The sequence below is a fragment of the Pseudomonas shiyinii genome (genome assembly GCF_056725765.1).
In genome coordinates this window covers 1,972,447-1,991,292 of the sequence record NZ_CM161522.1, presented here as the reverse complement: position 1 = coordinate 1,991,292, position 18,846 = coordinate 1,972,447, and the positions used below count along the sequence as shown (strand labels likewise).

At 64.7% G+C, this 18,846-nt stretch carries 20 protein-coding genes and 1 riboswitch; of the genes, 13 read left to right on the top strand and 7 right to left on the bottom strand.

The window, feature by feature from the left end:
- Nucleotides 1-11 precede the first annotated feature (11 nt).
- Together ACXHGZ_RS09090 and ACXHGZ_RS09085 are read right to left on the bottom strand one after the other, a co-directional pair.
- Nucleotides 12-1,217: a sugar transporter gene (locus ACXHGZ_RS09090; protein WP_480463439.1), complete on the bottom strand. Its 1,206-nt coding sequence runs from the start codon at nucleotides 1,215-1,217 to the stop codon at nucleotides 12-14.
- Between the two features lie 312 nt (nucleotides 1,218-1,529).
- Nucleotides 1,530-2,126 carry a TetR/AcrR family transcriptional regulator gene (locus ACXHGZ_RS09085; RefSeq protein WP_480463437.1) on the bottom strand — a complete coding sequence of 199 codons (597 nt, stop codon included), beginning with the start codon at nucleotides 2,124-2,126 and terminating at the stop codon, nucleotides 1,530-1,532.
- A gap of 92 nt (nucleotides 2,127-2,218) precedes the next feature.
- On the opposite strand from ACXHGZ_RS09085, the gene ACXHGZ_RS09080 reads away from it, so the two are divergent.
- Complete coding sequence (locus ACXHGZ_RS09080; protein WP_480463435.1) at nucleotides 2,219-2,821, top strand: NAD(P)H-dependent oxidoreductase; 603 nt, start codon at nucleotides 2,219-2,221, stop codon at nucleotides 2,819-2,821.
- Nucleotides 2,822-2,824: 3 nt separating this feature from the next.
- On the opposite strand, the gene thpR is transcribed toward ACXHGZ_RS09080, so the two are convergent.
- Nucleotides 2,825-3,370 (bottom strand): RNA 2',3'-cyclic phosphodiesterase, encoded by a 546-nt coding sequence (gene thpR, locus ACXHGZ_RS09075; protein ID WP_480463433.1) that lies wholly within the window; start codon nucleotides 3,368-3,370, stop codon nucleotides 2,825-2,827.
- Nucleotides 3,371-3,564: 194 nt separating this feature from the next.
- Here thpR and lpxO point away from each other — a divergent pair, with 194 nt between their 5' ends.
- The 4 genes from lpxO to ACXHGZ_RS09055 all read left to right on the top strand — a co-directional run bounded on the left by lpxO (nucleotide 3,565) and on the right by ACXHGZ_RS09055 (nucleotide 8,002).
- On the top strand, nucleotides 3,565-4,464 hold the full coding sequence (lpxO, locus tag ACXHGZ_RS09070) for a lipid A hydroxylase LpxO (RefSeq protein ID WP_196146466.1): 900 nt from the start codon (nucleotides 3,565-3,567) through the stop codon (nucleotides 4,462-4,464).
- A gap of 81 nt (nucleotides 4,465-4,545) precedes the next feature.
- A complete protein-coding gene (locus ACXHGZ_RS09065) occupies nucleotides 4,546-4,890 on the top strand; it encodes a carboxymuconolactone decarboxylase family protein (protein WP_224459015.1) in 345 nt (114 codons plus the stop codon).
- 58 nt (nucleotides 4,891-4,948) lie between these two features.
- Nucleotides 4,949-5,518 carry a GNAT family N-acetyltransferase gene (locus ACXHGZ_RS09060; RefSeq protein WP_224459014.1) on the top strand — a complete coding sequence of 190 codons (570 nt, stop codon included), beginning with the start codon at nucleotides 4,949-4,951 and terminating at the stop codon, nucleotides 5,516-5,518.
- 41 nt (nucleotides 5,519-5,559) lie between these two features.
- Nucleotides 5,560-5,765, top strand: a riboswitch (cobalamin riboswitch).
- 110 nt (nucleotides 5,766-5,875) lie between these two features.
- Nucleotides 5,876-8,002, top strand: a complete 2,127-nt coding sequence (locus ACXHGZ_RS09055; RefSeq protein WP_480463431.1) for a TonB-dependent receptor — start codon at nucleotides 5,876-5,878, stop codon at nucleotides 8,000-8,002.
- A 177-nt stretch (nucleotides 8,003-8,179) separates the two neighbouring features.
- On the opposite strand, the gene cobF is transcribed toward ACXHGZ_RS09055, so the two are convergent.
- Together cobF and ACXHGZ_RS09045 are read right to left on the bottom strand one after the other, a co-directional pair.
- A complete protein-coding gene (cobF, locus tag ACXHGZ_RS09050) occupies nucleotides 8,180-8,929 on the bottom strand; it encodes a precorrin-6A synthase (deacetylating) (protein ID WP_480463429.1) in 750 nt (249 codons plus the stop codon).
- A 63-nt stretch (nucleotides 8,930-8,992) separates the two neighbouring features.
- Nucleotides 8,993-10,282: an OprD family porin gene (locus ACXHGZ_RS09045; RefSeq protein WP_480463428.1), complete on the bottom strand. Its 1,290-nt coding sequence runs from the start codon at nucleotides 10,280-10,282 to the stop codon at nucleotides 8,993-8,995.
- 360 nt (nucleotides 10,283-10,642) lie between these two features.
- Here ACXHGZ_RS09045 and ACXHGZ_RS09040 point away from each other — a divergent pair, with 360 nt between their 5' ends.
- The 3 genes from ACXHGZ_RS09040 to ACXHGZ_RS09030 all read left to right on the top strand — a co-directional run bounded on the left by ACXHGZ_RS09040 (nucleotide 10,643) and on the right by ACXHGZ_RS09030 (nucleotide 12,094).
- Nucleotides 10,643-11,005: a histone-like nucleoid-structuring protein, MvaT/MvaU family gene (locus ACXHGZ_RS09040; protein ID WP_084857483.1), complete on the top strand. Its 363-nt coding sequence runs from the start codon at nucleotides 10,643-10,645 to the stop codon at nucleotides 11,003-11,005.
- A 221-nt stretch (nucleotides 11,006-11,226) separates the two neighbouring features.
- Nucleotides 11,227-11,748 carry a lactoylglutathione lyase gene (gene gloA / locus ACXHGZ_RS09035; protein WP_084857481.1) on the top strand — a complete coding sequence of 174 codons (522 nt, stop codon included), beginning with the start codon at nucleotides 11,227-11,229 and terminating at the stop codon, nucleotides 11,746-11,748.
- A 97-nt stretch (nucleotides 11,749-11,845) separates the two neighbouring features.
- The gene (locus ACXHGZ_RS09030; protein ID WP_480463427.1) at nucleotides 11,846-12,094 is read left to right on the top strand and encodes a hypothetical protein; all 249 of its coding nucleotides are present in this window, start codon (nucleotides 11,846-11,848) and stop codon (nucleotides 12,092-12,094) included.
- Nucleotides 12,095-12,171: 77 nt separating this feature from the next.
- On the opposite strand, the gene ACXHGZ_RS09025 is transcribed toward ACXHGZ_RS09030, so the two are convergent.
- On the bottom strand, nucleotides 12,172-12,993 hold the full coding sequence (locus tag ACXHGZ_RS09025; RefSeq protein ID WP_480463426.1) for a shikimate 5-dehydrogenase: 822 nt from the start codon (nucleotides 12,991-12,993) through the stop codon (nucleotides 12,172-12,174).
- Nucleotides 12,994-13,168: 175 nt separating this feature from the next.
- Between ACXHGZ_RS09025 and ACXHGZ_RS09020 the strand changes: the two genes are divergently transcribed.
- Complete coding sequence (locus tag ACXHGZ_RS09020; RefSeq protein WP_084857477.1) at nucleotides 13,169-13,351, top strand: hypothetical protein; 183 nt, start codon at nucleotides 13,169-13,171, stop codon at nucleotides 13,349-13,351.
- Nucleotides 13,352-13,610: 259 nt separating this feature from the next.
- Complete coding sequence (gene pbpG, locus ACXHGZ_RS09015; RefSeq protein WP_480463425.1) at nucleotides 13,611-14,537, top strand: D-alanyl-D-alanine endopeptidase; 927 nt, start codon at nucleotides 13,611-13,613, stop codon at nucleotides 14,535-14,537.
- A gap of 108 nt (nucleotides 14,538-14,645) precedes the next feature.
- On the opposite strand, the gene ACXHGZ_RS09010 is transcribed toward pbpG, so the two are convergent.
- Entirely contained in the window at nucleotides 14,646-15,065 is a 420-nt protein-coding gene (locus ACXHGZ_RS09010) for a hypothetical protein (RefSeq protein WP_480463423.1), read from the bottom strand.
- A 183-nt stretch (nucleotides 15,066-15,248) separates the two neighbouring features.
- On the opposite strand from ACXHGZ_RS09010, the gene pvdM reads away from it, so the two are divergent.
- From pvdM to pvdO, 3 genes are read left to right on the top strand one after another with little or no spacing between them, the layout of a single operon-like run.
- Entirely contained in the window at nucleotides 15,249-16,598 is a 1,350-nt protein-coding gene (gene pvdM / locus ACXHGZ_RS09005) for a pyoverdine-tailoring dipeptidase-like protein PvdM (RefSeq protein WP_480463422.1), read from the top strand.
- A gap of 31 nt (nucleotides 16,599-16,629) precedes the next feature.
- Nucleotides 16,630-17,907, top strand: coding sequence for a pyoverdine-tailoring periplasmic protein PvdN (gene pvdN / locus ACXHGZ_RS09000; RefSeq protein ID WP_480463420.1), 1,278 nt, complete (start codon nucleotides 16,630-16,632; stop codon nucleotides 17,905-17,907).
- Between the two features lie 14 nt (nucleotides 17,908-17,921).
- Nucleotides 17,922-18,788, top strand: coding sequence for a dihydropyoverdine dehydrogenase (gene pvdO / locus ACXHGZ_RS08995; protein WP_480463419.1), 867 nt, complete (start codon nucleotides 17,922-17,924; stop codon nucleotides 18,786-18,788).
- Nucleotides 18,789-18,846 lie beyond the last annotated feature (58 nt).

The following is an 18,846-nucleotide window of genomic DNA, read 5'->3' as shown; positions in this document are numbered from 1 at the left end:
GCCGGCCAGACTCAGCCCTGTTTGCCCAGGGCTTCACGAAAGCGCGCGGTACTGGCTGCGGCCAGCACCAGCCCGACCACCGCGACAGCACCGCCCACCAGGCCGATATAGGCCACATCCAGCTGGCTGCTGACGATACTGCCCAACAGCGCGCCGCCGCCGATGCCGATGTTGTAGATCCCCGAGAACAGCGCCATCGCCACATCGGTGGCATCCGAGGCGAGCTTGAGGGTCTTCGATTGCAGCGACAGGCTGAAGCTCAGGATCGCCACGCCCCAGACCATGCTCAAGGCGGCGAACACATAGAAATTGCCCGACAGCGGCAACAGCAGAAGCAAGCAGGACGCCAGGGCCGCGATCGCCGCCACCAGGAAGCCATGGGGGAAGCGGTCGCTGTAGCGGCTGAACAACAGCGAGCCGAAGACACCCGCGCCGCCGAACAGCAACAGCAGCAGCGTGGTGCGCTCGCCACCGATCTGCGCCACGTGCAAGGCAAACGGCTCGATGTAGCTGTAGGCCGTGAATTGCGCGGTGATCACCAAGGTCACCAGCAGGTAGGTGATGACCAGCGCCGGGCGCTTGAACAGGATCGGCAGGCTGCGCAGGGAGCCGGAGTTCTGGCTGGGCAACAACGGCAGCGATTTCATCAGGCAGAGCATGGTGGCCAGCGCCACCCCAGCAATGCTCAGGAATGTCACGCGCCAACCCAGGGCTTCGCCCACCACCCGGCCCAGGGGGATCCCCATGACCATCGCCAGGGTCGTGCCGGTGGCCAGCAGGCCCAGGGCCTTGGCCTGTTGCCCAGGTGGCGCCACACGTACAGCCAGCGAGGCGGTGATGGCCCAGAACACCGCATGGGACAGGGCAATGCCGATGCGGCTGACCAGCAGCATGGCGAAACTCTGGGACAGCCAGGACAACAGGTGGCTGACAATGAACACCAGGAACACGAACAGCAGCAGGCGCCGGCGTTCGATGTTGCGGGTCAGCAGCATCATCGGCAGCGACGCCAGGGCCACCACCCAGGCATAGATGGTCAGCATCAGCCCGACCTGGGCGGTGGTCATCTCGAAGCTGCGGCCGATGTCACTGAGCAGCGCCACCGGGACGAACTCGGTGGTATTGAAGATGAAGGCCGCCAGGGCCAGGGCGATAACGCTCAGCCAGCTGCCGGTACCGGCGGTTGGCGGCAGAACACTAGGGGTAGGTCCGTTCATGGAAGGGTTGTTGATCTCCGAAGACAAGACGATAGGCGAATGCCTGTCAGTTAAGGCCCCATCGCCGGCAAGCCGGCTCCCACCTGTCCTGCGCTGCTGTTGTAGACACCGCGAAACCTGTGGGAGCCGGCTTGCCGGCGATGGGCTGCGAAGCAGCCCCAAATGCAGCCGATAAGGCTTAACTGACTGGCATTAGGCGATAGGCCGTCCATCACCTGCTCAGTTCAAGGCCGGTGACGCGCGGTTTTGTTATTGGAAGGAATGCCGGCATGGTACGCATCGCGTCTGGGCCCCACAACCCGTGAGGCAGCATCACTGCCGTGCGACCATGGCAATAATGGTGGCCTGCAATTCCCGTTTTGCCACCCCAGGCTCCAGTTCACCGGCTGCTGCTGCCAGGGACAAGGCGTCCGCAGCACCTACCAATACCCGCAAGCCCGCCGTGCCGACGGTGCCCGTCGGCGCGAACGGTGCCAGCGCCTGGCGACATTTTTCCAGGAAGGGCCCTTCATAGGCCCGCTTGAGCGACTCCAGCTCAGGCGAGCCGGCCAGGGCGGCGCTCACCCCAGGGATCTCCCGCCCCTGGCTCATCACGCAATCCACATAGGCCGCGGCGATCACCCCGGCGCGCCCCTGCAGGCTCGCCTCGCCGGCAGCCAGGGCGGCCTCGAGCATGGCGGTCTGGCGTGCGTCGTACTCCTCGTACAAAGCCGCGAGCAGCCCGGTGCGGGTTTCGAAATGGTCGTAGACCACCGGCTTGGTCACACCGGCCTGCTCGGCCAGGCGGCCCAGGCTCAGGGCATCGGTACCCTCCTCGCGCACCAGCTGCCAGGCCATGTCGAGCAACTGACGACGGCGGTCTTCGCGAGACAGGCGTTTGCGTGGTGAGTGTTTTTCGGTGCTTGACATCGATTACCTACCAAAAGTAACTTACCAATCGTAACTTACTGCGAGTATATAGCGCTCGCCCCCATTGCGCATCCCCAATCTGGAGCATCGCCATGCATGCCTTGATCGTCATCGGTCATCATGACCCCCACTCCCTCACCCACGCCCTTGCCCAGCAAATCGCCGAGGGCCTGGCCAGCGCCGGACACAGCAGCGAATTCGCCGATCTGGCCCGGGAGGGCTTCGACCCCCGCTTCGGCCTGGCCGACCATGCGGTACACCGCCGCCAGGCCAAGCCACCTGCCGACGTACTGGCCGAGCAGGCGCGCATCGAGCGGGCCGATACGCTGGTGCTGGTCTACCCGATCTACTGGTGGACCATGCCGGCCCTGCTCAAGGGCTGGGTGGAGCGGGTCTTCAGCAATGGCTGGGCGTTCGACTACCAGGTCAACGGCCCCATGACCAAGAAGCTGCGCGGCCTCACCGTACACCTGGTAGGCGTTGCCGGGGCCGACGCAGGCACCTTCGAGCGCCACGCCTATGGCCAGGCGATGCGTGTGCAGATCGAGCACGGCATCTTCGACTACTGCGGCGCCCAGGTTCTGAGTTCGACCCTGCTGACCGACAGCGAGGGGGTGGACCCGGCGCCGTACCTGCGTCAGGCCCGTTCCTTGGGTGCCCAGCTGTTCGTCAACGCCGAGGCGCAGCCGGCCTGACGGTCAATTTGCCAGGGGCCACTCAGCCAACGGCCAGTAGCGCCCCTTGCGTGACTCATAGAGGGTGAAATGCCGGGCGGTGAGGAAGAATTCCGGCGCTGCCGCCGCTTCCGGTACCTGGGCGCGATAGTCCCGGGACAAGGTCAGGTGCGGCCGGTATTCCCGGCCCTGCCCGGCGATGCCCAGCGGCAGCACGGCCTGCTCCAGGGCATAGACCAAACGGCGCAAGGCCGGCGGCGTATCCTGCGGCTCCAGCACCAGCACATTGGCCCGTGGCCATACCTGCAGGCGGTCCAGGATCAGGCGCAGCGGCGTGTCCGGGCCTTTGAGGCTGTCGACGGCTGCGCACAGCGCAGGCACCAAGGCCGCGTCCACGTCCCCCAGGAACAACAAGGTCAGGTGAAAGTTTTCCGCCGGCACCGGCTTGCCGCTGCGCAGGCTCAGCCCTCGGCGCCACTGCGCCATGGCCCGGCGTTGGGCATCGGTCACTGGCAGGGCGAAGAACAACCGCTTGAACGGTTGCCCCTTTTCCCGTTCATCCACTGGCATTGGCAAGGGTCCTGTTGCGTAGGCATGGCTGCATCATCGCACAGGCACGCCTGAGCCTCACCCCTCATGGCGGGTACCGCCTCGTACCAATGTCTGCCTGGCAATCTGAGATTAATCCTACAAAGCGCTCCCATGATTGTTTATGCTGGCGGGCTCAAGCCATGACGCGTGGCCATTTCGACAAGCATCCGTCCATGAAAATCGCACTCGTACTGATCTTCGCCCTCTCGATCGCCTATGTTCACCTGCGCGGTCGGGTTCGCCATAAACTGACCCGCCAGCTGGGCGACCACTCCAGCTTCCTCGCCCCGGTCAATGCCTTCCTGTACCTGTTCTCCCGGCACCCAGCCAAGCCCTACCTGCCGGTGGAGGCGTTCCCGGAGTTGCAGCCGCTGAAGGATCACTGGCAGGAAATCCGCGAAGAAGCCCAGCAGTTGTTGCACGTGGGTGAAATCAAGAAATCCGACAACTACGACGACGTCGGCTTCAACTCGTTCTTCAAAACCGGCTGGAAGCGCTTCTACCTGAAGTGGTACGGCGAGAGCCACCCTTCGGCCATGAAGCTGTGCCCCCGCACCACCGAACTGCTGCAGGGCATCGGTACGGTCAAGGCGGCCATGTTCGCCACCCTGCCGCCGGGCGCCAAACTGGTACGTCACCGTGACCCCTATGCCGGCTCCTACCGCTACCACCTGGGCCTGGACACACCGAACGACGACGGCTGCTACATCGACGTCGATGGCCAGAAGTATTCCTGGCGCGACGGCGAGGCGGTGGTGTTCGACGAGACCTACATCCACTACGCCGCCAACACCACCGAGCACAATCGCATCATTCTGTTCTGCGATGTCGAGCGCCCGCTCAAGTACCGCTGGGCAACTGCCTTCAACCGCTGGTTCAGCCGCAACGTCATGGCCGCCGCCGCCGCGCCCAACGATGCCAATGACAAGACCGGCGGCATCAACCGCCTGTTCACTCGCATCTACAAGATTCGCGAACGCGGCAAGGCGATGAAGAAACGCAACCGTACCCGCTACTACCTGGAAAAGTGGGCCGTGGTCGCGGCGCTGGTGCTGTTCTTCATCTACATCTGACGCGGCCCCTGAGAGGCGGGCAAGGGTAGAATCTTCGACTAGCCTGAAAGCTCCTGTTGCCAACCCTACAAGGTGAAGACGATGAGCATGATGGACTGGGACGCCTACCGTAAGCAGTTGATGGCCGGCATCGGCGATCTCAAGCAGCTGTCCCCCGACACCGTGGCCGGCTACATGACCGCCAGCGGTGCCGGGGCCAAGACCAACCACCTCGATGCCAAGACCCGCGAGTTGATCTCCCTGGCGGTGGCCGTCACCACCCGCTGCGATGGGTGCATCGCCGTCCATTCCCAGCAGGCCGTCAAGCACGGCGCCACCCGCGAGGAAATCGCCGAAGCCCTTGGCGTGGCCGTGGCGATGAATGCGGGCGCCGCCCTGGTGTATTCGGCCCGGGTCATGGACGCTGTGGGCAAGGCCAACGATTGACCGTACCGGCGCCGCCCTGCGCGGCGGCGCCGGGCCAACCCGACTCTACGGAGCTGCAATGATTCACATCCGCCCCATGACGCCAGAAGACTTCGAGCACTTCTGGCCGACCTTCCAGGCCATCGTCCAGGCCCGCCAGACCTACGCCTTCGACCCCGACCTCAGCTTCGAGCAAGCCCGCCACCTGTGGCTTTCGCTACCGCTGCGCACCCTGGTGGCCGAAGCCGACGGCCAACTGCTGGGCTCGTACTACCTCAAGGCCAACGCAGCAGGCCCCGGCAGCCATGTCGGCAACTGTGGCTACATGGTCGCCGAGGCCGCCCGCGGTCGTGGCGTGGCGCGGCTGATGTGCGAACACTCGCAGAAGCTGGCACGCCAGGAAGGCTTCCTGGCCCTGCAGTTCAACTCGGTGGTGGCCAGCAACGAAGTGGCCGTGGCGCTGTGGCACAAGCTTGGCTTCGAGACTGTCGGCCGGCTGCCCAAGGCCTACCGCCATGCCCAGCTGGGGCTGGTGGACTGCCTGGTGATGTACAAATGGCTGGCCGATGAGCCGGTGGTGGAAAAGCCGCCGCTGCTGATCGGGCGCAAGAACATCGAGGCCCGCGTCTCGCGCCGGCGCGGTCGCTGACCCCTCCCCTGCGCATTTGACTCCCTCGCCGATCGATGGTCAGATGCGCGCCAGCTTCAGGTGTCCTGCGCCGCCGCGCGCAGGGTGAAACGGGAAGCCGGTGCGTCCTTTACAGGGCAAGTCCGGCGCTGCCCCCGCAACGGTAAGCGAGCGAACCCTTCGACACACCACTGTGCCTGTGCATGGGAAGGTGAAGGCGTTCGTGACCCTCGCAAGCCCGGAGACCGGCCTGGAGCTTCGTTGGCAACCCCGCGGTGGGCGGGCGCAGGCCGGTTTCGCGTGCGCCCCTGCGTGCGTGTCAGGTCTCCATGCGTTGTTTCCACCGGGATCCATTCCTTCCTGCAACCGTGGAACGACATGTCCCGTACCTACAAGCTTCACACCCTGGCGGCCTGCCTGGCCGTCGCCCTGCCGGCCTGGCCCGATGAGCCCGACGGCCAGGTCCTGACACTCCCCTCTACAGCGATCACCGAGGCCCTCGACCCGCAGGCCATCGACCTGGGCACCCCTACCCAGGCCGGCTCGCGCCTGGGCCTGAGCGCGCTGGAAACGCCGGCCAGCACCAGCACCATCAGCGCCGAGCAGATCCAGAGGCGTAACAACGCCACGCTCCAGGACGCCGTCACCCGCTCGCCCGGCATCACCTTCACCGGCAGCCCGGGCGACGGCAACACCGGCCTTTCGGCCCGGGGTTTCGAAGGCCAAAGCTCGGTGATGACGCTGTTCGATGGCTCACGCCTGTACAGTGGCGCAGGCACCCTGACCTTCCCGGTCGACCCATGGATGATCGAGCGGATCGAGGTCATCCGTGGGCCGGCCTCGGTGCTCTACGGCGAAGGTGCCACCGGCGCAGTGGTCAATGCGATCCCGAAGAAGCCGTTCGCCGGGCCGGTGCACAACCACCTGCGTCTGGGCTACGGCGCCTGGGACCGGCAACAGCTGGCCTTGGACAGCGGCGGCAGCCTTGGCCAACGGTTGAGCTACCGGGTGACCCTGAACCGGCAGGCCGGCAACGGCTGGGTCGAGCGCACCGACTCGCGCAGCCTGGCCCTGAGCGCCGCCCTGCGCCTGGACGCCAGCGACAACCTGAGTTTCACCCTCGCCCACGAACGCGGCGACACCGAACCGGCCAACGACTACGGCACCCCACTGATCGATGGGCACTACCGCAGCAGCCTGCGCAAGAAGAACTACAACATCGACAACGACGTGCAGCGCTATCGGGACCAGTGGACGCGCCTGAACACCGACTGGCACATTCACGACAGCCTGTCGGCCAGCAACCAGCTCTACTACATCAAGAGCCGACGGCATTGGCGCAACGCCGAGTCGTACACCTGGAACCCGGCCGAAGGCGTGCTCGAGCGTGGCAGCTTCCTGCAGATCAAGCACAACCAGGAGCAGTTCGGCGACCGCCAGAGCTTCACGTTCGACCATACCCTGTTCGGGCGCGCCAGCAAGACCGTGATCGGCGCCGAGTACAACAAGATCCGCTTCAACGTCGACAGCAATGCCCCCTTCGATGACGGCAATGTGGACACGCTCGATCCGTGGAACCCGGCCCCGGGCCGATTCCACAGCCTGTCGCCGACACGCCCGCAGACCTTGTCCGTCACCCACACCTTCTCCACCTTCCTGGAAAACCGCACCGCGCTGACCGAGCGCCTGTCGCTGGTGACTGGTGTGCGCCGCGACCAAAACCATGTGGAGCGCAACGACCTGGTGAATGAAACCCGTAGCGATCGTAGCCTGCGCGGAGGCAACTGGCGTGCCGGCCTGGTGTTCGCGGTCACGCCGGACCTGTCCCTGTATGGCCAACACTCCACCAGCGAAGACGGCATCGGCGACCTGCTGACCTTGCGTCCGGAACAGCGCTACGACCTGACCAAAGCCAGGCAGACCGAACTGGGCCTCAAGCAGCGCTTCTGGGATGGCCGGGGCGAATGGACATTGGCCGCCTACCACATCGTCAAGCACAAACTGCTGGTCGCCGACCCGGTGAACCACGGCCTGCAGCAGGCCGGCCAGCAGACCTCCGACGGCCTCGAAGCGTCCGTGGAGCTGGCATTGGCCAACCAATGGCAGGTCTCGGCCAACGCCTCGGTGGTACGTGCAAGGTTCGACGACTATCTCGAGCACACCGCAACCGGCATCATGGACCGCGCCGGCAACCGCCCGGCCAACGTGCCACGGCGCACGGCCAACCTATGGGTGAGCAAGGGGCTGGGCCAGGATGTCGAAGCCGGCCTTGGGTTGCGTTACGTGGACCAGCGCTACGACAGCGCGGCCAACCAGGGTAGTGTTCCGGGATATACGGTGGTCGATGGCACTATCGGCTGGCAGGTCTTGCCGGCTGTGCGCCTGGGGCTTCAAGTGAATAACCTGCTCGACCGCGAGTATGCGGCCTCCTACCTCTACACCAGCGACCAATGGCTGCTGGGCGCGCCCCGGTCGTATTTCGCCACGGTGGACTACACGTTCTGAGCCCGAAGCCAGCGCCGCCCCTGTAGGAGCGGGCTTGTCCCGCGATTAGGCCGGACCTGCCATCGCGGGTGGTGGCAAGGGCTTCGCCCTTGATCGCGGGACAAGCCCGCTCCTACAGGGACCGCGCCCGCTGCTCTCCCAGGTGCCAACGATGGAGCATGAAGGTGAAACAGCGGATCACTGCCCACGCCGCAACAGGTAGGTATCCATGATCCACCCCTTGCGCTGGCGCATCTGCTCCCGCACCTGGAGTATCTTCGCCTTGACCTGCAGCAGCGGCCCGGCGACCAGGACCTCATCCTCGGTGCCCAGGTACGCCCCCCAGTAGATCGTCAATGCCGGGTCGTCCAGGTCCGCAAAGGCACATTGCCCGTCCAGCATCACCACCACATTGTCGATCCGACCCTGCTCGGCCAGGCGCCTGCCCGGCAGCACGGTCAGCGGCTCGCCGATGCGGTTCAGCGGTACCTGATGTCGGGCGGCCAGGGCCTGCACGCTGCTGATACCCGGGATCACCTCCAGCGCAAGGGCCAAGCCGCGTTCCCGGACCAGGTCCAGCACGCGCAGGGTGCTATCGTACAGCCCAGGCTCCCCCCAGAGCAGGAACGCGCCGACGTCGCCAGGCCCCAGTTCGTCCTCGAGCAGGCGGCCATACAAGGCCGCTCGCTGTCGGTGCCAATGCTGCACCGCACCGACATAGTCCGCCGCCTGCCCATCACGCCTGGGATCGGCCACCTGCACCAGACGGTAGCCACCGGCCGGAACGTAGCGCTCCAGGATCATCGTGCGCAGGCGCGCCAGCTCGTCCTTGTCGGGCCCCTTGTCCAGGATGAAGAACACCGTGGCGCGCCGCAGCGCCTCCACGGCCTCGAAGGTGACCTGGCGGGGGTCGCCAGGCCCGATGCCAATCAGCAGAAGGTGTTTCATCGCCCTGCCCGCGCGGATACCTGCACCCATTGTCGGCCGGCCGCCGGTGTTTGGCAAAACGCCCTACAGGATCGAGAAGTTGTAGCTGACGATGACCCGCGTCTCGTCCATGTCCCGCGCCCACCGCTCATAGTTGCTGCGGTAGGTGGAGTTGCGCAGGCGCACGCTCAGGTCCTTGAAGGTACCGCCCTGCACCTGGTACTTGAGCTCGGTATCGCGCTCCCATTCCTTGCCTTCGGCGGTGCTGCCGGGGACCTTGATATGGTCACCGTTGATGTAGCGGGTGAAGAAGGTCAGGCCGGGCACGCCGAGGGCCTTGAAGTCGTAGTCATAGCGTACCTGCCAGGAGCGCTCCTGGGCGGCGGCGAAGTCGTTGACCTGGGCGTAGTTGACCAGATACGGGTTGCTACCGTCGAGGTACGGCATGGCGCTCTCGCCATACATGCGCTGCCAGCCGGCACTGATCTTGTGCCCACCCAGGCTGTAGCCGAGCATGCCGCTGAAGGCGCGGTGGTCGATCTCGCCGGCGCGGGCATTGCCGATGTCATCGCTCTTGATCAGGCGCAGGTCCGCCGACACGCTGCCCAGCGCCAGCGGCTGGGTAGCCACCAAGCCCAGGAACTGCTGACGGTAGATGTTTTCCAGGCGCGACACCTGGTACTGGCCGCTGAGGCGTTCGCTGAAGCGGTAGTCGACGCCAGCCAGGTCGAAGTGATCGGCCTCGGTGTCGCAGGCGTAGCGCTTGTTCTTGCAGTGCACGCGAATGTCCTGGCGGTCGGTGGAGTCTCGCGCCGTGTACTGGTTCAGGCGCGCCAGGGTGAATTTCAGGTCGCTCACCTCCTCGGAGGTGAGCATGGCGCCATGGAACATCGTCGGCAGCAGGCGGCCGTCGTTGTACTTGAGCAAGGGCATGTCCGGCATCATCGAGCCATAGCGCAACACCGTGCGGGACACCTTGACCTTGCCGGCCACGCCCAGCTTGGCGTATTGGTCGACCGAGCGGCGCGGGTCATGGCCGGACGCCGGCAACAGGCCGCTGTTGCTGTCCGCCGGGCTCGAGTCGAGCTTGAAGCCGACCATGCCCAGGGCGTCCACGCCAAAGCCCACCGGGCCCTGGGTATAACCGGACTGCACATTCAGGATGAACCCCTGCGCCCACTCTTCGCGCTTGGACGCCCCTTGGCTGGAACTGCTGTGGCCGTCACGGAAATCCCGGTTGAAATAGACATTGCGCGCCTCGAGCTTGGCGGTAGTGTCTTCAAGAAAACCGGCGGCCTGGGCCTGGGCACCGACACACAGGAAGAACAGGCCGGCAACTCGACGCCCAGGGGCAAGGGGGAACGGGGCAAACATGCGAAAGGAACATCCAGAACAAAGCGAAAACGACCCGGGGCAGCACGCTGCCCCGGCACTACAAGACCGGCGGCAAATACCCCGGCCAGTTTCATGGATGATGACTCAACCGCTCTAGCACGAGCCATAGGACCATGGTCTAGGTCAGCCTCAAGAGCACGATGAAGACCGCCGTGAATACTGCACGAAAAACTAGCAAAGTTCCGTGATTACTTATAAAAAGTTTGCGGTTTACCCTCATGAGTTCGAAGACTACACTCGATATCAGCGAACAGCTTTACCCATCCTCGTGGCCGGCGTTTATGGCTTTTTTTTGTATGTTCGTCACGCCCCGCCACGGTACTTACAGGAGTGATGACAGTGTCCAGACTTGCAGAGTTTCGTGCTGCCGAAAAAGCTCTCCAGGAACAAATGGCGCAACTGGAGGCGATGAAAAAGGATGCCGGCCTAAAACGCGAAATCGAATTCGAGCAGAAACTAGTCGGCCTGATGAAAAGCTATGACAAGAGCCTGCGCGACATCATCGCCATCCTCGACCCCAAAGCGGCCACCCGGGCCCCGACTGCAGCGCCCAAGCAGCAGCGCCGTCCCCGCGTGGTGAAGGTGTACGAAAACCCGCACACCGGCGAGCTGATCGAGACCAAAGGCGGCAACCATCGCGGGCTGAAGGCCTGGAAAGAGCAATACGGCGCCAAGACGGTGGAAAGCTGGGTACGCACATGAAACATCCACGCGTACTTCACACTTTTTTCACATCGACACGCGCAGTATCGAACCAGCTAAAGGACTAGCGACCCCATCACGCGCCCGCACACGCGGGCCTCTAATTCCAGCGCCCTGCACTCGTGCAGGGCGCTTTCATTTGCGCTCACGCCTCACTGCCGTATCATGGCCCCCTGTCTTTACCGCCAGGGCCCGTCCCTGGCCTCGTTCCTGGAGCACCCATGAGCCTGCACGATCTGCAAACCCTGCCAGGCGTTACCGCCAAGCCGGACGCCGCCACCGCCCGTTTCGTCTTCAACCACACCATGCTGCGGGTCAAGGACATCGAAAAGTCCCTGGACTTCTACACCCGCGTGCTGGGCTTCAGCCTGGTGGACAAGCGCGACTTTCCGGAAGCAGCCTTCAGCCTGTACTTCCTGGCCCTGGTGGACCCTGCGCAGATTCCGGCCGATGACGCCGAACGCCACCAGTGGATGAAGTCGATCCCAGGCATCCTCGAGCTGACCCATAACCATGGCACCGAGAACGACCCGGCATTCGCCTACCACGACGGCAACACCGACCCGCGCGGTTTCGGCCACATCTGCATTTCGGTACCGGACGTACGCGCCGCCTGCGAGCGCTTCGAAGCCCTGCAGGTGCCCTTCCAGAAGCGCCTGAGCGACGGCCGCATGAAGCACCTGGCCTTCATCAAGGACCCCGACGGCTACTGGGTGGAGATCATCCAGCCAACCGAGCTCTGAGCCCGCCGGCAAGGCACGCTCGTCGGGCCGGGAACCCTCGGCCCCTCGCTGTGGTATATGGAATAGACCTGTTCCAAGCCACAGCGAGGTAAGGACGATGCAAACCCTTCACTGTGAATACCGCGACCACACCATCACCGCCAGCGTGATGACCCACCCAGGGTCGCCCCTGCCGTTTGCCGCCGGTTGCCTGATCACCGACCCGGAAGGTCACACCAGCAGGCGCCTGTCATTGCCGATGAAGATGGCGTTCCTGTCCGACCTTGAGAACGCCCAGCACGCCGCCCTCGCCCATGGCCGATGGTTGGTGGACCAGCAGCTCGACGGCGATCACCCGGTGTTCTGATCCAGCTATTGAGGCAGCAACACGGTCTCTTGTGGGAGCGGCGGTACAAGCCCGCCCCCACAGGTGTTCCCAAAAGCTCAGGGCTGCCGCGCATAGGCAACCGCCTGCGCCACCTGCTCGTCGGTCGGCCGTACACCGGTGTAGAGCACGAACTGCTCCAGCGCCTGCAAGGCGATCACCTCCAGTCCGGTGATCACCGGCTTGCCCAGCGCCTCGGCACGTTGGATCAACGGCGTGCGCGCCGGCATCGCCACCACGTCGAACACCCGCTCGGCCGCCGCGATGGCGTGCTCGGCAAAGGCCAGCTCATCCGCCTCGGGCCCGCCGGCCATGCCGATCGGCGTCACGTTCACCAGCATCGGCGGGCACAGGTCACCCAGCTCTGCCTGCCAGCGGTACCCGCACATATCGGCCAGTTGCCGGCCGGCCTGCTCGTTACGCGCCACGATGATCCCTTCACGCAGGCCCGCATCGCGCAAGGCACTGGCCACCGCCTTGGCCATGCCGCCGCTGCCGCGCAGGGCGAACGCTGTCTTCGGATCCACCTGGTGCCGCTCCAGCAACTGGCGTACCGCCAGGTAGTCGGTGTTGTAGGCCTTCAGATGGCCGTGGGTATTGACCAGCGTATTGACCGAGTCGATGGCCGCAGCGGACGGGTCGACCTCATCGACCAAGGCCATGCAGGCCTCCTTGTAGGGCATGGAGACGCCGCAACCACGGATGCCCAACGCACGGATACCCGCCACTGCCGCCGGCAGGTCCTGGGTGGTCATGGCCTTGTAGTAGTAGTCCAGGCCCAACTGCCCATACAGGTGGTTGTGAAAACGCACCCCGAACGTACCGGGGCGCCCGGCCAGGGAAATGCACAGCACGGTGTCTCTGCTCGGTGGAATCGCCATTGCCTGCTCCTTTGCTGGGGCTGAATCGATTGCGCAGCGTAGCAGACGCAACCGCCTGGGAGCACCCGGGCCCGGATATGAAAGTTGATAAAGCTAATGACCACTATCGAGGGCGTTGATTTCACCTGGCCGTGGCCTGCCGATAAGGTAGCGCCATGTCACACAGGAGGTCCCCATGGCCACTATCCAGATCATGTCCGTCATCGGCAGTGCCGTACCCGCCACGTTGCGCGAACAAGGCTTGCTGGCGTGCTGGTACCTGACCCGCAATGGCGAGACCGTCAGCGGACCGCTGACCTCCCGGGCCACGGCACAAGCGTTGGCCGACCGCCTACAGGCCACGAGCCTGCTTGCCTGACCGAATTTTCGTTGTGCGTTTGCTCCCTTGACGCTCTCCTTGCCCGCCTTTTCAGGCGGGCTTTTTTATGTCGCCAGCTCGCCCTTCTCCAACCGACAAACGGCCGTCGCGGAACCGTTCCAGCATGAAGCTTTTTTCATTTCCCGGCCCGCCATCAACGAGCAATCGACAGCACTTCGGCCATACTCCACAATGCAACGGTTTTTTGGGGGAAACCCTTGCACAGCCAACGACATACCAACTTTTAGTGAGCCTCAACGTGAAAACTTCCCTGTCCATCCTCAGCCTGCTGCTGTTGCTCACAGGAACCGCGACCCTTCCGTCGACTGCTGCTGCACAACCCCCGGCCCAGGTCCAGCGCGACCCCGCCAAGCTGCACTTGGCTTCCGGCAGCGCCTTGCTGGTCGACCTGAACACCAACCGAGAGCTGTATGCCAGCCACGCCGACCGTGTGGTGCCGATCGCCTCGGTGACCAAGCTGATGACCGCGATGGTGGTGCTCGACGCCAAGCTGCCCATGGACGAAATGCTCACCATGACCATTGCCAATAACCCGGAAATGAAAGGCGTCTATTCCCGGGTACGGCTCGGCAGCCAGCTGAACCGGCGCGAAACCCTGCTGATCACCTTGATGTCCTCGGAAAACCGCGCGGCCAACTCCCTGGCCAACCACTACCCAGGCGGCTACAGCGCCTTCATCAAGGCCATGAACGCCAAGGCCCGCAGCTTGGGCATGGCGCATACCCGCTATGTCGAACCCACAGGTCTTTCGACCCAGAACGTGTCCACCGCCCGCGACCTGGCCAAGTTGCTGCTGGCATCGCGCAAGTACCCGATGCTCGGCGACCTCTCCACCACCCGCGAAAAGACCGTGGCGTTCCGCAAGCCCAACTACACCTTGGGCTTCCGTAACACCGACCACCTGGTGAACAAGAGCAACTGGGACATCAAGCTGACCAAGACCGGCTTCACCAATGAGGCCGGCCACTGCCTGGTGCTGCTGACGAAGATGGACAACCGCCCGGTGGCCATGGTGATCCTGGATGCCTTCGGCAAGTACACCCACTTCGCCGACGCCAGCCGCATGCGCCAGTGGCTGGAAACCGGCACGGCCAAGCCGGCACCGGCCGTGGCCATGCAGTACAAGGCCGAACGCCAGAACCGCGCTCGCCTGGCGTCGGACTGAGTCCACCATCCCCTGTAGGAGCGGCGGTGCGGCGGTCCTACAGAACAGCCAAGCCGCCTTTTGCGGTATTGCACGCCGTACAGGGGCCTGTCGAGGCAAATAGCTGTGTCAGGCCTGAGCGCTGACCATGCTGCCTGCGCTGCTGCCGCCGCTCTTGCGCAGGGCCTCGAGCAACAAGGCGGTGGCCGCCTGGATCTCACCGGTAAGGGTCGCGATGCTGGCCTGCTTGCCCGTGACGGCGGCCAGTTTCAGGTTTTCGTCCATATCGCGCTGCATCAGCGCGGCCAACTGTTTCTGCTCTTCGACCAGTTGCTTCTGCAACTGACGAATCATCTCGCGCAATTGCTTGATATGCGCCGGCTCGTTGCTCTCCTGGCTGTCCTGGGCCGATTTCGCCGGCGCGTTGGCTTTCAATCCGGAGAGATCGACCTGTACGGTGGAGTCGCCCTTTTCCGTGTCCTCGGGCATCTGCGCAGCCGCGCCAGTGGTGACGGGGATACTGAGGGTGGCGGCGGTGATTGCGACCATGTCATACCTTCCTTGCAGTAAATCTTCGCGTTGTCCTCCCTATCGGCGGCCAGGCGTACTTCTTGAACCGTGCGCAGTCGATAAATTTGCCGCACCGCCACTCGTCCACCTGATACCCACACCTGGCCCCGGCGCGCCATTTGCGCCACCAGGCCGCCCGATCAGCCCTGCAACGAGATGGCAATGACCAAGACCCGTTCCCGCAAAGCCTTGTACATCGGCCTGCCCCTGGCCCTGGCACTCGCCGTGGGAGGCGCGGCCGCCGGCTATTTCTACTGGAAGGCCAATGCCGGCTACCCGCGCAAGATCGTCCAGCAGGCCGAGGACATGCACGAACACATGCTCTCCTTCGACGGCCACATCACCGTGCCACTGACCTTCGGCACCCACGGCCAGGAGGTGGACAAGGACGGCCCGCACCCCTTCGACCTGGTCAAGGCCGGCAAAGGGCGGCTGTCGGGCGCTGCGCTGACCATCCTGGCCTGGCCGGAGATGTGGAACGGCCCCAATGCCCCGCACAAACCCACGCCAGGCTTCGTCGACGAAGCGCGCCACCAGCAACAGGTGCGCTACCAGGTGATCCGCAACATGGTGCGCGACCATCCCGACCAGGTCGGCATCGCCTATACCCCGGACGACTTGCGCAGGCTCAACGGCGAAGGCAAGTTCGCCGTGTTCATCAGCATGCTCAATGCCTACCCGTTCGGCGACGACCTTTCGCAACTGGACCTCTGGGCCAAGCGCGGCGTGCGCATGTTCGGTTTCAGCTACATCGGCAACAACAGCTGGGCCGACTCTTCCCGGCCGATGCCGTTCTTCAACGACACGGCCGATGCCTTGGAAGGCTTGTCACCGATAGGCGAACAGGCCGTCGGGCGCCTGAACGACCTGGGCGTGATCATCGACGTGTCGCAGATGTCCAGCCAGGCCCTGGCAGACGTCGCCCGCATGACCCGCGCGCCACTGGTGGCCTCGCACTCGGCGCCCCGCGCCCTGGTGGACATTCGCCGCAACCTCAGCGACAAGGAACTGCAACTGATCAAAGGCACCGGCGGCCTGGTCCAGGTGGTGGGGTTCTCAGGCTATCTGCAGCCCCTGAGCCAACCGACCCTGGACAAGCTCGACGCCTTGCGCGCGCGCTTCGACCTCGGTCCGCTCAAGGACCTGAACTACGCCCTGATGCCGGGCGACCCGGCGATCGCCATCTGGCCGGAAAAACGCTTCGGCGAATACGCCAGCGGGCTCTACGGCATCCTCGAGCAGGAACCCAAGGCCAGCCTCAAGGCTTATGTGGACGCCATCGACTACACGGTGAAGAAAGTCGGTATCGACCACGTCGGTATCAGTTCGGACTTCAACGAAGGCGGCGGCCTGGACGGCTGGAAGGATGTCAGCGAGATCCGCAACGTCACCGCCGAGCTGCTTACCCGCGGCTACAGCGAAGCCGACATCGCCAAGCTCTGGGCCGGTAATTTCCTGCGGGTCTGGCAGCAAGTGCAGGACGCCGGCCGCCCCGTCGCCGCCCGCCACTGAGCCCCACCCACCCAACAAGGCACGCCGCCCCATGAACACCCGTCGCACCTTTCTCAAGCAGGCCGGCCTGGCTGCTGCCACCCTGCCCTTGCTGCCCGGCGCCCTGGCGGCCGAGCCCATGCCGCCGCGGTTGACCGGCCCGGACAAGTGGCGCCAGCTGCGCGCGCTGTTCCCACTGGACCCACAGGTGGCGCACTTCGCCAACTTCCTGGTCACCGCCCACCCGCGCCCGGTGCAAGCCGCCATCGACCGCCACCGCGCCGACCTGGACCGCAACCCAGCCGCCCTCATGGACTGGGAAAGCCAATACGAATGGCAGCGCGAAGACGAAGTACGCGACTGGGCCGCTCGCTACCTGGAGGTCGGCCCACGGCAGATCGCCCTGACCGGCAGCACCACCGAAGGCCTGGCCATGATCTATGGTGGCCTGAAGCTCGCCCCCGGCCAGGAAATCCTCACCACCGAGCACGAACACTACTCGACCCACAAAGCCCTGGCCTTCCGCACTCAGCGCCAGGGCACACCGGTGCGCAAGATCCGCCTGTTCGACAGGCCCTGGGAGGTATCCAGCGACCAGGTGCTGAGCACGATCGAGCAAAACCTGCGCCCCGAAACCCGGGTGCTGGGCATGACCTGGGTGCACTCGGGCAGCGGCGTCAAGCTGCCGGTGGGCGAGATCGGCGAGCTGGTGCGCCGGCACAATCGCGAACGCAGCGAAGCGCAGCGCATTCTCTACGTGGTCGATGGCGTGCATGGCTTCGGCGTGGAAAACCAGCGCTTCGCCGACTTCAACTGCGACTACTTCATCGCCGGCACCCACAAGTGGATGTTCGGCCCACGGGGTACCGGCATCATCTGCGCCGCCTCCACCAAGATGGACAACCTCACCCCCAGCGTCGCCACCTTCTCCCGGGACGAGGACTTCGCCACCATCATGACCCCCGGCGGTTACCACGCCTTCGAATACCGCTGGGCCCTGGGCGAAGCCTTCAAGCTGCACCTGCAACTGGGCAAGGCCGACGTCCAGGCACGCATCCACCAGCTCAACAGCCTGCTCAAGGCGCGCCTGGCCGAACACCCTCAGGTCGAACTGGTGACCCCACGTAGCGAGGCCTTCTCCGCCGGCTTCACCTTCTTCCGGATCAAGGGCCAAGACGCGGACACCATCGCCGCCCACCTGGTGGCGAACAAGGTGATGAGCGATGCGGTGTACCGCGACGCAGGCCCGGTGATCCGCCTCGCCCCCAGCCTGCTCAACGATGAACAGCAGATCGACCGGGTCATGGCCCTGGTCACCCAGAAACTCTGAACAAGGCATTCGCGATGACCCCTACCCTGTACCGCCTGACCCTGGCCGCCCTGCTGGCCGGCTGCAGCCTTCCGGCCCTGGCTGCCGACCCCGGCGACAAACCCGGCACGGTGTTCCGCGATTGCGCCGGCACCTGCCCGGAGATGGTCGTGCTGCCCGCCGGCCGCTTCATGATGGGCACCCCCGCCGACGAACAGGGCCGCCAGGACGATGAAGGCCCGCTGCACCTGGTCACCTTCGCCAAGCCATTCGCCATCAGCCGCTTCCAGGTCACCGCGGGCGAGTGGGATGCCTACCTCAAGGAAAGCGGCACGCGGATCAAGGATGGCGACGACCGCCCCGGGCGGCGCTGCACCGCCAGCAAACCCAGCTACAAGCAGGGCCCGCGCCAGCCGGCGGTGTGCATGAGCTATCACGACGTAAAGGACTACGTGGGCTGGCTGTCGAAAAAGACCGGCAAGACCTACCGCATGGTCAGCGAGGCCGAGCGCGAATACGCCGCCCGAGCCGGCAGCACCGGCATGTTCCCCTTCCCCGTCGACCCAGGTGCCGGGCTCCAGATCAGCCGCCACGCCAACGTCTATGGCCCCAAGGACGGCTACAGCTACAGCTCGCCGGTAGGCAGCTACCCAGCCAACGCCTTTGGCGTGCATGACATGCACGGCAACGTCTACGAATGGGTGGAAGACTGCTACCACGACAGCTACCAGGGCGCGCCAGGCGATGGCAGCGCCTGGACCGAGGCCGGCTGCAAGACCGTCTCGATTCGCGGCAACGACTGGGGCGAGGCGCCGATCTTCTCGCGCTCGGGCAACCGCAACAACAACTACCCCGAACGCCTGGGCGACTGGCTGGGCTTTCGCGTGATCCGCGAGCTGTAGCGCCTGGCGGCGGTAAATTCCCCGCCGCCCGGCTCGTCCTAAACGGTGTACTTGCGCA

What these genes read in the sequence shown, in the direction of transcription:
- ACXHGZ_RS09090 (WP_480463439.1), bottom strand. Translation starts at nt 1,217, where the DNA reads ATGAACGGACCTACCCCTAGTGTTCTGCCGCCAACCGCCGGTACCGGC.
- ACXHGZ_RS09085 (WP_480463437.1), bottom strand. Translation starts at nt 2,126, where the DNA reads ATGTCAAGCACCGAAAAACACTCACCACGCAAACGCCTGTCTCGCGAA.
- ACXHGZ_RS09080 (WP_480463435.1), top strand. Translation starts at nt 2,219, where the DNA reads ATGCATGCCTTGATCGTCATCGGTCATCATGACCCCCACTCCCTCACC.
- thpR (WP_480463433.1), bottom strand. Translation starts at nt 3,370, where the DNA reads ATGCCAGTGGATGAACGGGAAAAGGGGCAACCGTTCAAGCGGTTGTTC.
- lpxO (WP_196146466.1), top strand. Translation starts at nt 3,565, where the DNA reads ATGAAAATCGCACTCGTACTGATCTTCGCCCTCTCGATCGCCTATGTT.
- ACXHGZ_RS09065 (WP_224459015.1), top strand. Translation starts at nt 4,546, where the DNA reads ATGAGCATGATGGACTGGGACGCCTACCGTAAGCAGTTGATGGCCGGC.
- ACXHGZ_RS09060 (WP_224459014.1), top strand. Translation starts at nt 4,949, where the DNA reads ATGATTCACATCCGCCCCATGACGCCAGAAGACTTCGAGCACTTCTGG.
- ACXHGZ_RS09055 (WP_480463431.1), top strand. Translation starts at nt 5,876, where the DNA reads ATGTCCCGTACCTACAAGCTTCACACCCTGGCGGCCTGCCTGGCCGTC.
- cobF (WP_480463429.1), bottom strand. Translation starts at nt 8,929, where the DNA reads ATGAAACACCTTCTGCTGATTGGCATCGGGCCTGGCGACCCCCGCCAG.
- ACXHGZ_RS09045 (WP_480463428.1), bottom strand. Translation starts at nt 10,282, where the DNA reads ATGTTTGCCCCGTTCCCCCTTGCCCCTGGGCGTCGAGTTGCCGGCCTG.
- gloA (WP_084857481.1), top strand. Translation starts at nt 11,227, where the DNA reads ATGAGCCTGCACGATCTGCAAACCCTGCCAGGCGTTACCGCCAAGCCG.
- ACXHGZ_RS09030 (WP_480463427.1), top strand. Translation starts at nt 11,846, where the DNA reads ATGCAAACCCTTCACTGTGAATACCGCGACCACACCATCACCGCCAGC.
- ACXHGZ_RS09025 (WP_480463426.1), bottom strand. Translation starts at nt 12,993, where the DNA reads ATGGCGATTCCACCGAGCAGAGACACCGTGCTGTGCATTTCCCTGGCC.
- ACXHGZ_RS09020 (WP_084857477.1), top strand. Translation starts at nt 13,169, where the DNA reads ATGGCCACTATCCAGATCATGTCCGTCATCGGCAGTGCCGTACCCGCC.
- ACXHGZ_RS09010 (WP_480463423.1), bottom strand. Translation starts at nt 15,065, where the DNA reads ATGGTCGCAATCACCGCCGCCACCCTCAGTATCCCCGTCACCACTGGC.
- pvdM (WP_480463422.1), top strand. Translation starts at nt 15,249, where the DNA reads ATGACCAAGACCCGTTCCCGCAAAGCCTTGTACATCGGCCTGCCCCTG.
- pvdN (WP_480463420.1), top strand. Translation starts at nt 16,630, where the DNA reads ATGAACACCCGTCGCACCTTTCTCAAGCAGGCCGGCCTGGCTGCTGCC.
- pvdO (WP_480463419.1), top strand. Translation starts at nt 17,922, where the DNA reads ATGACCCCTACCCTGTACCGCCTGACCCTGGCCGCCCTGCTGGCCGGC.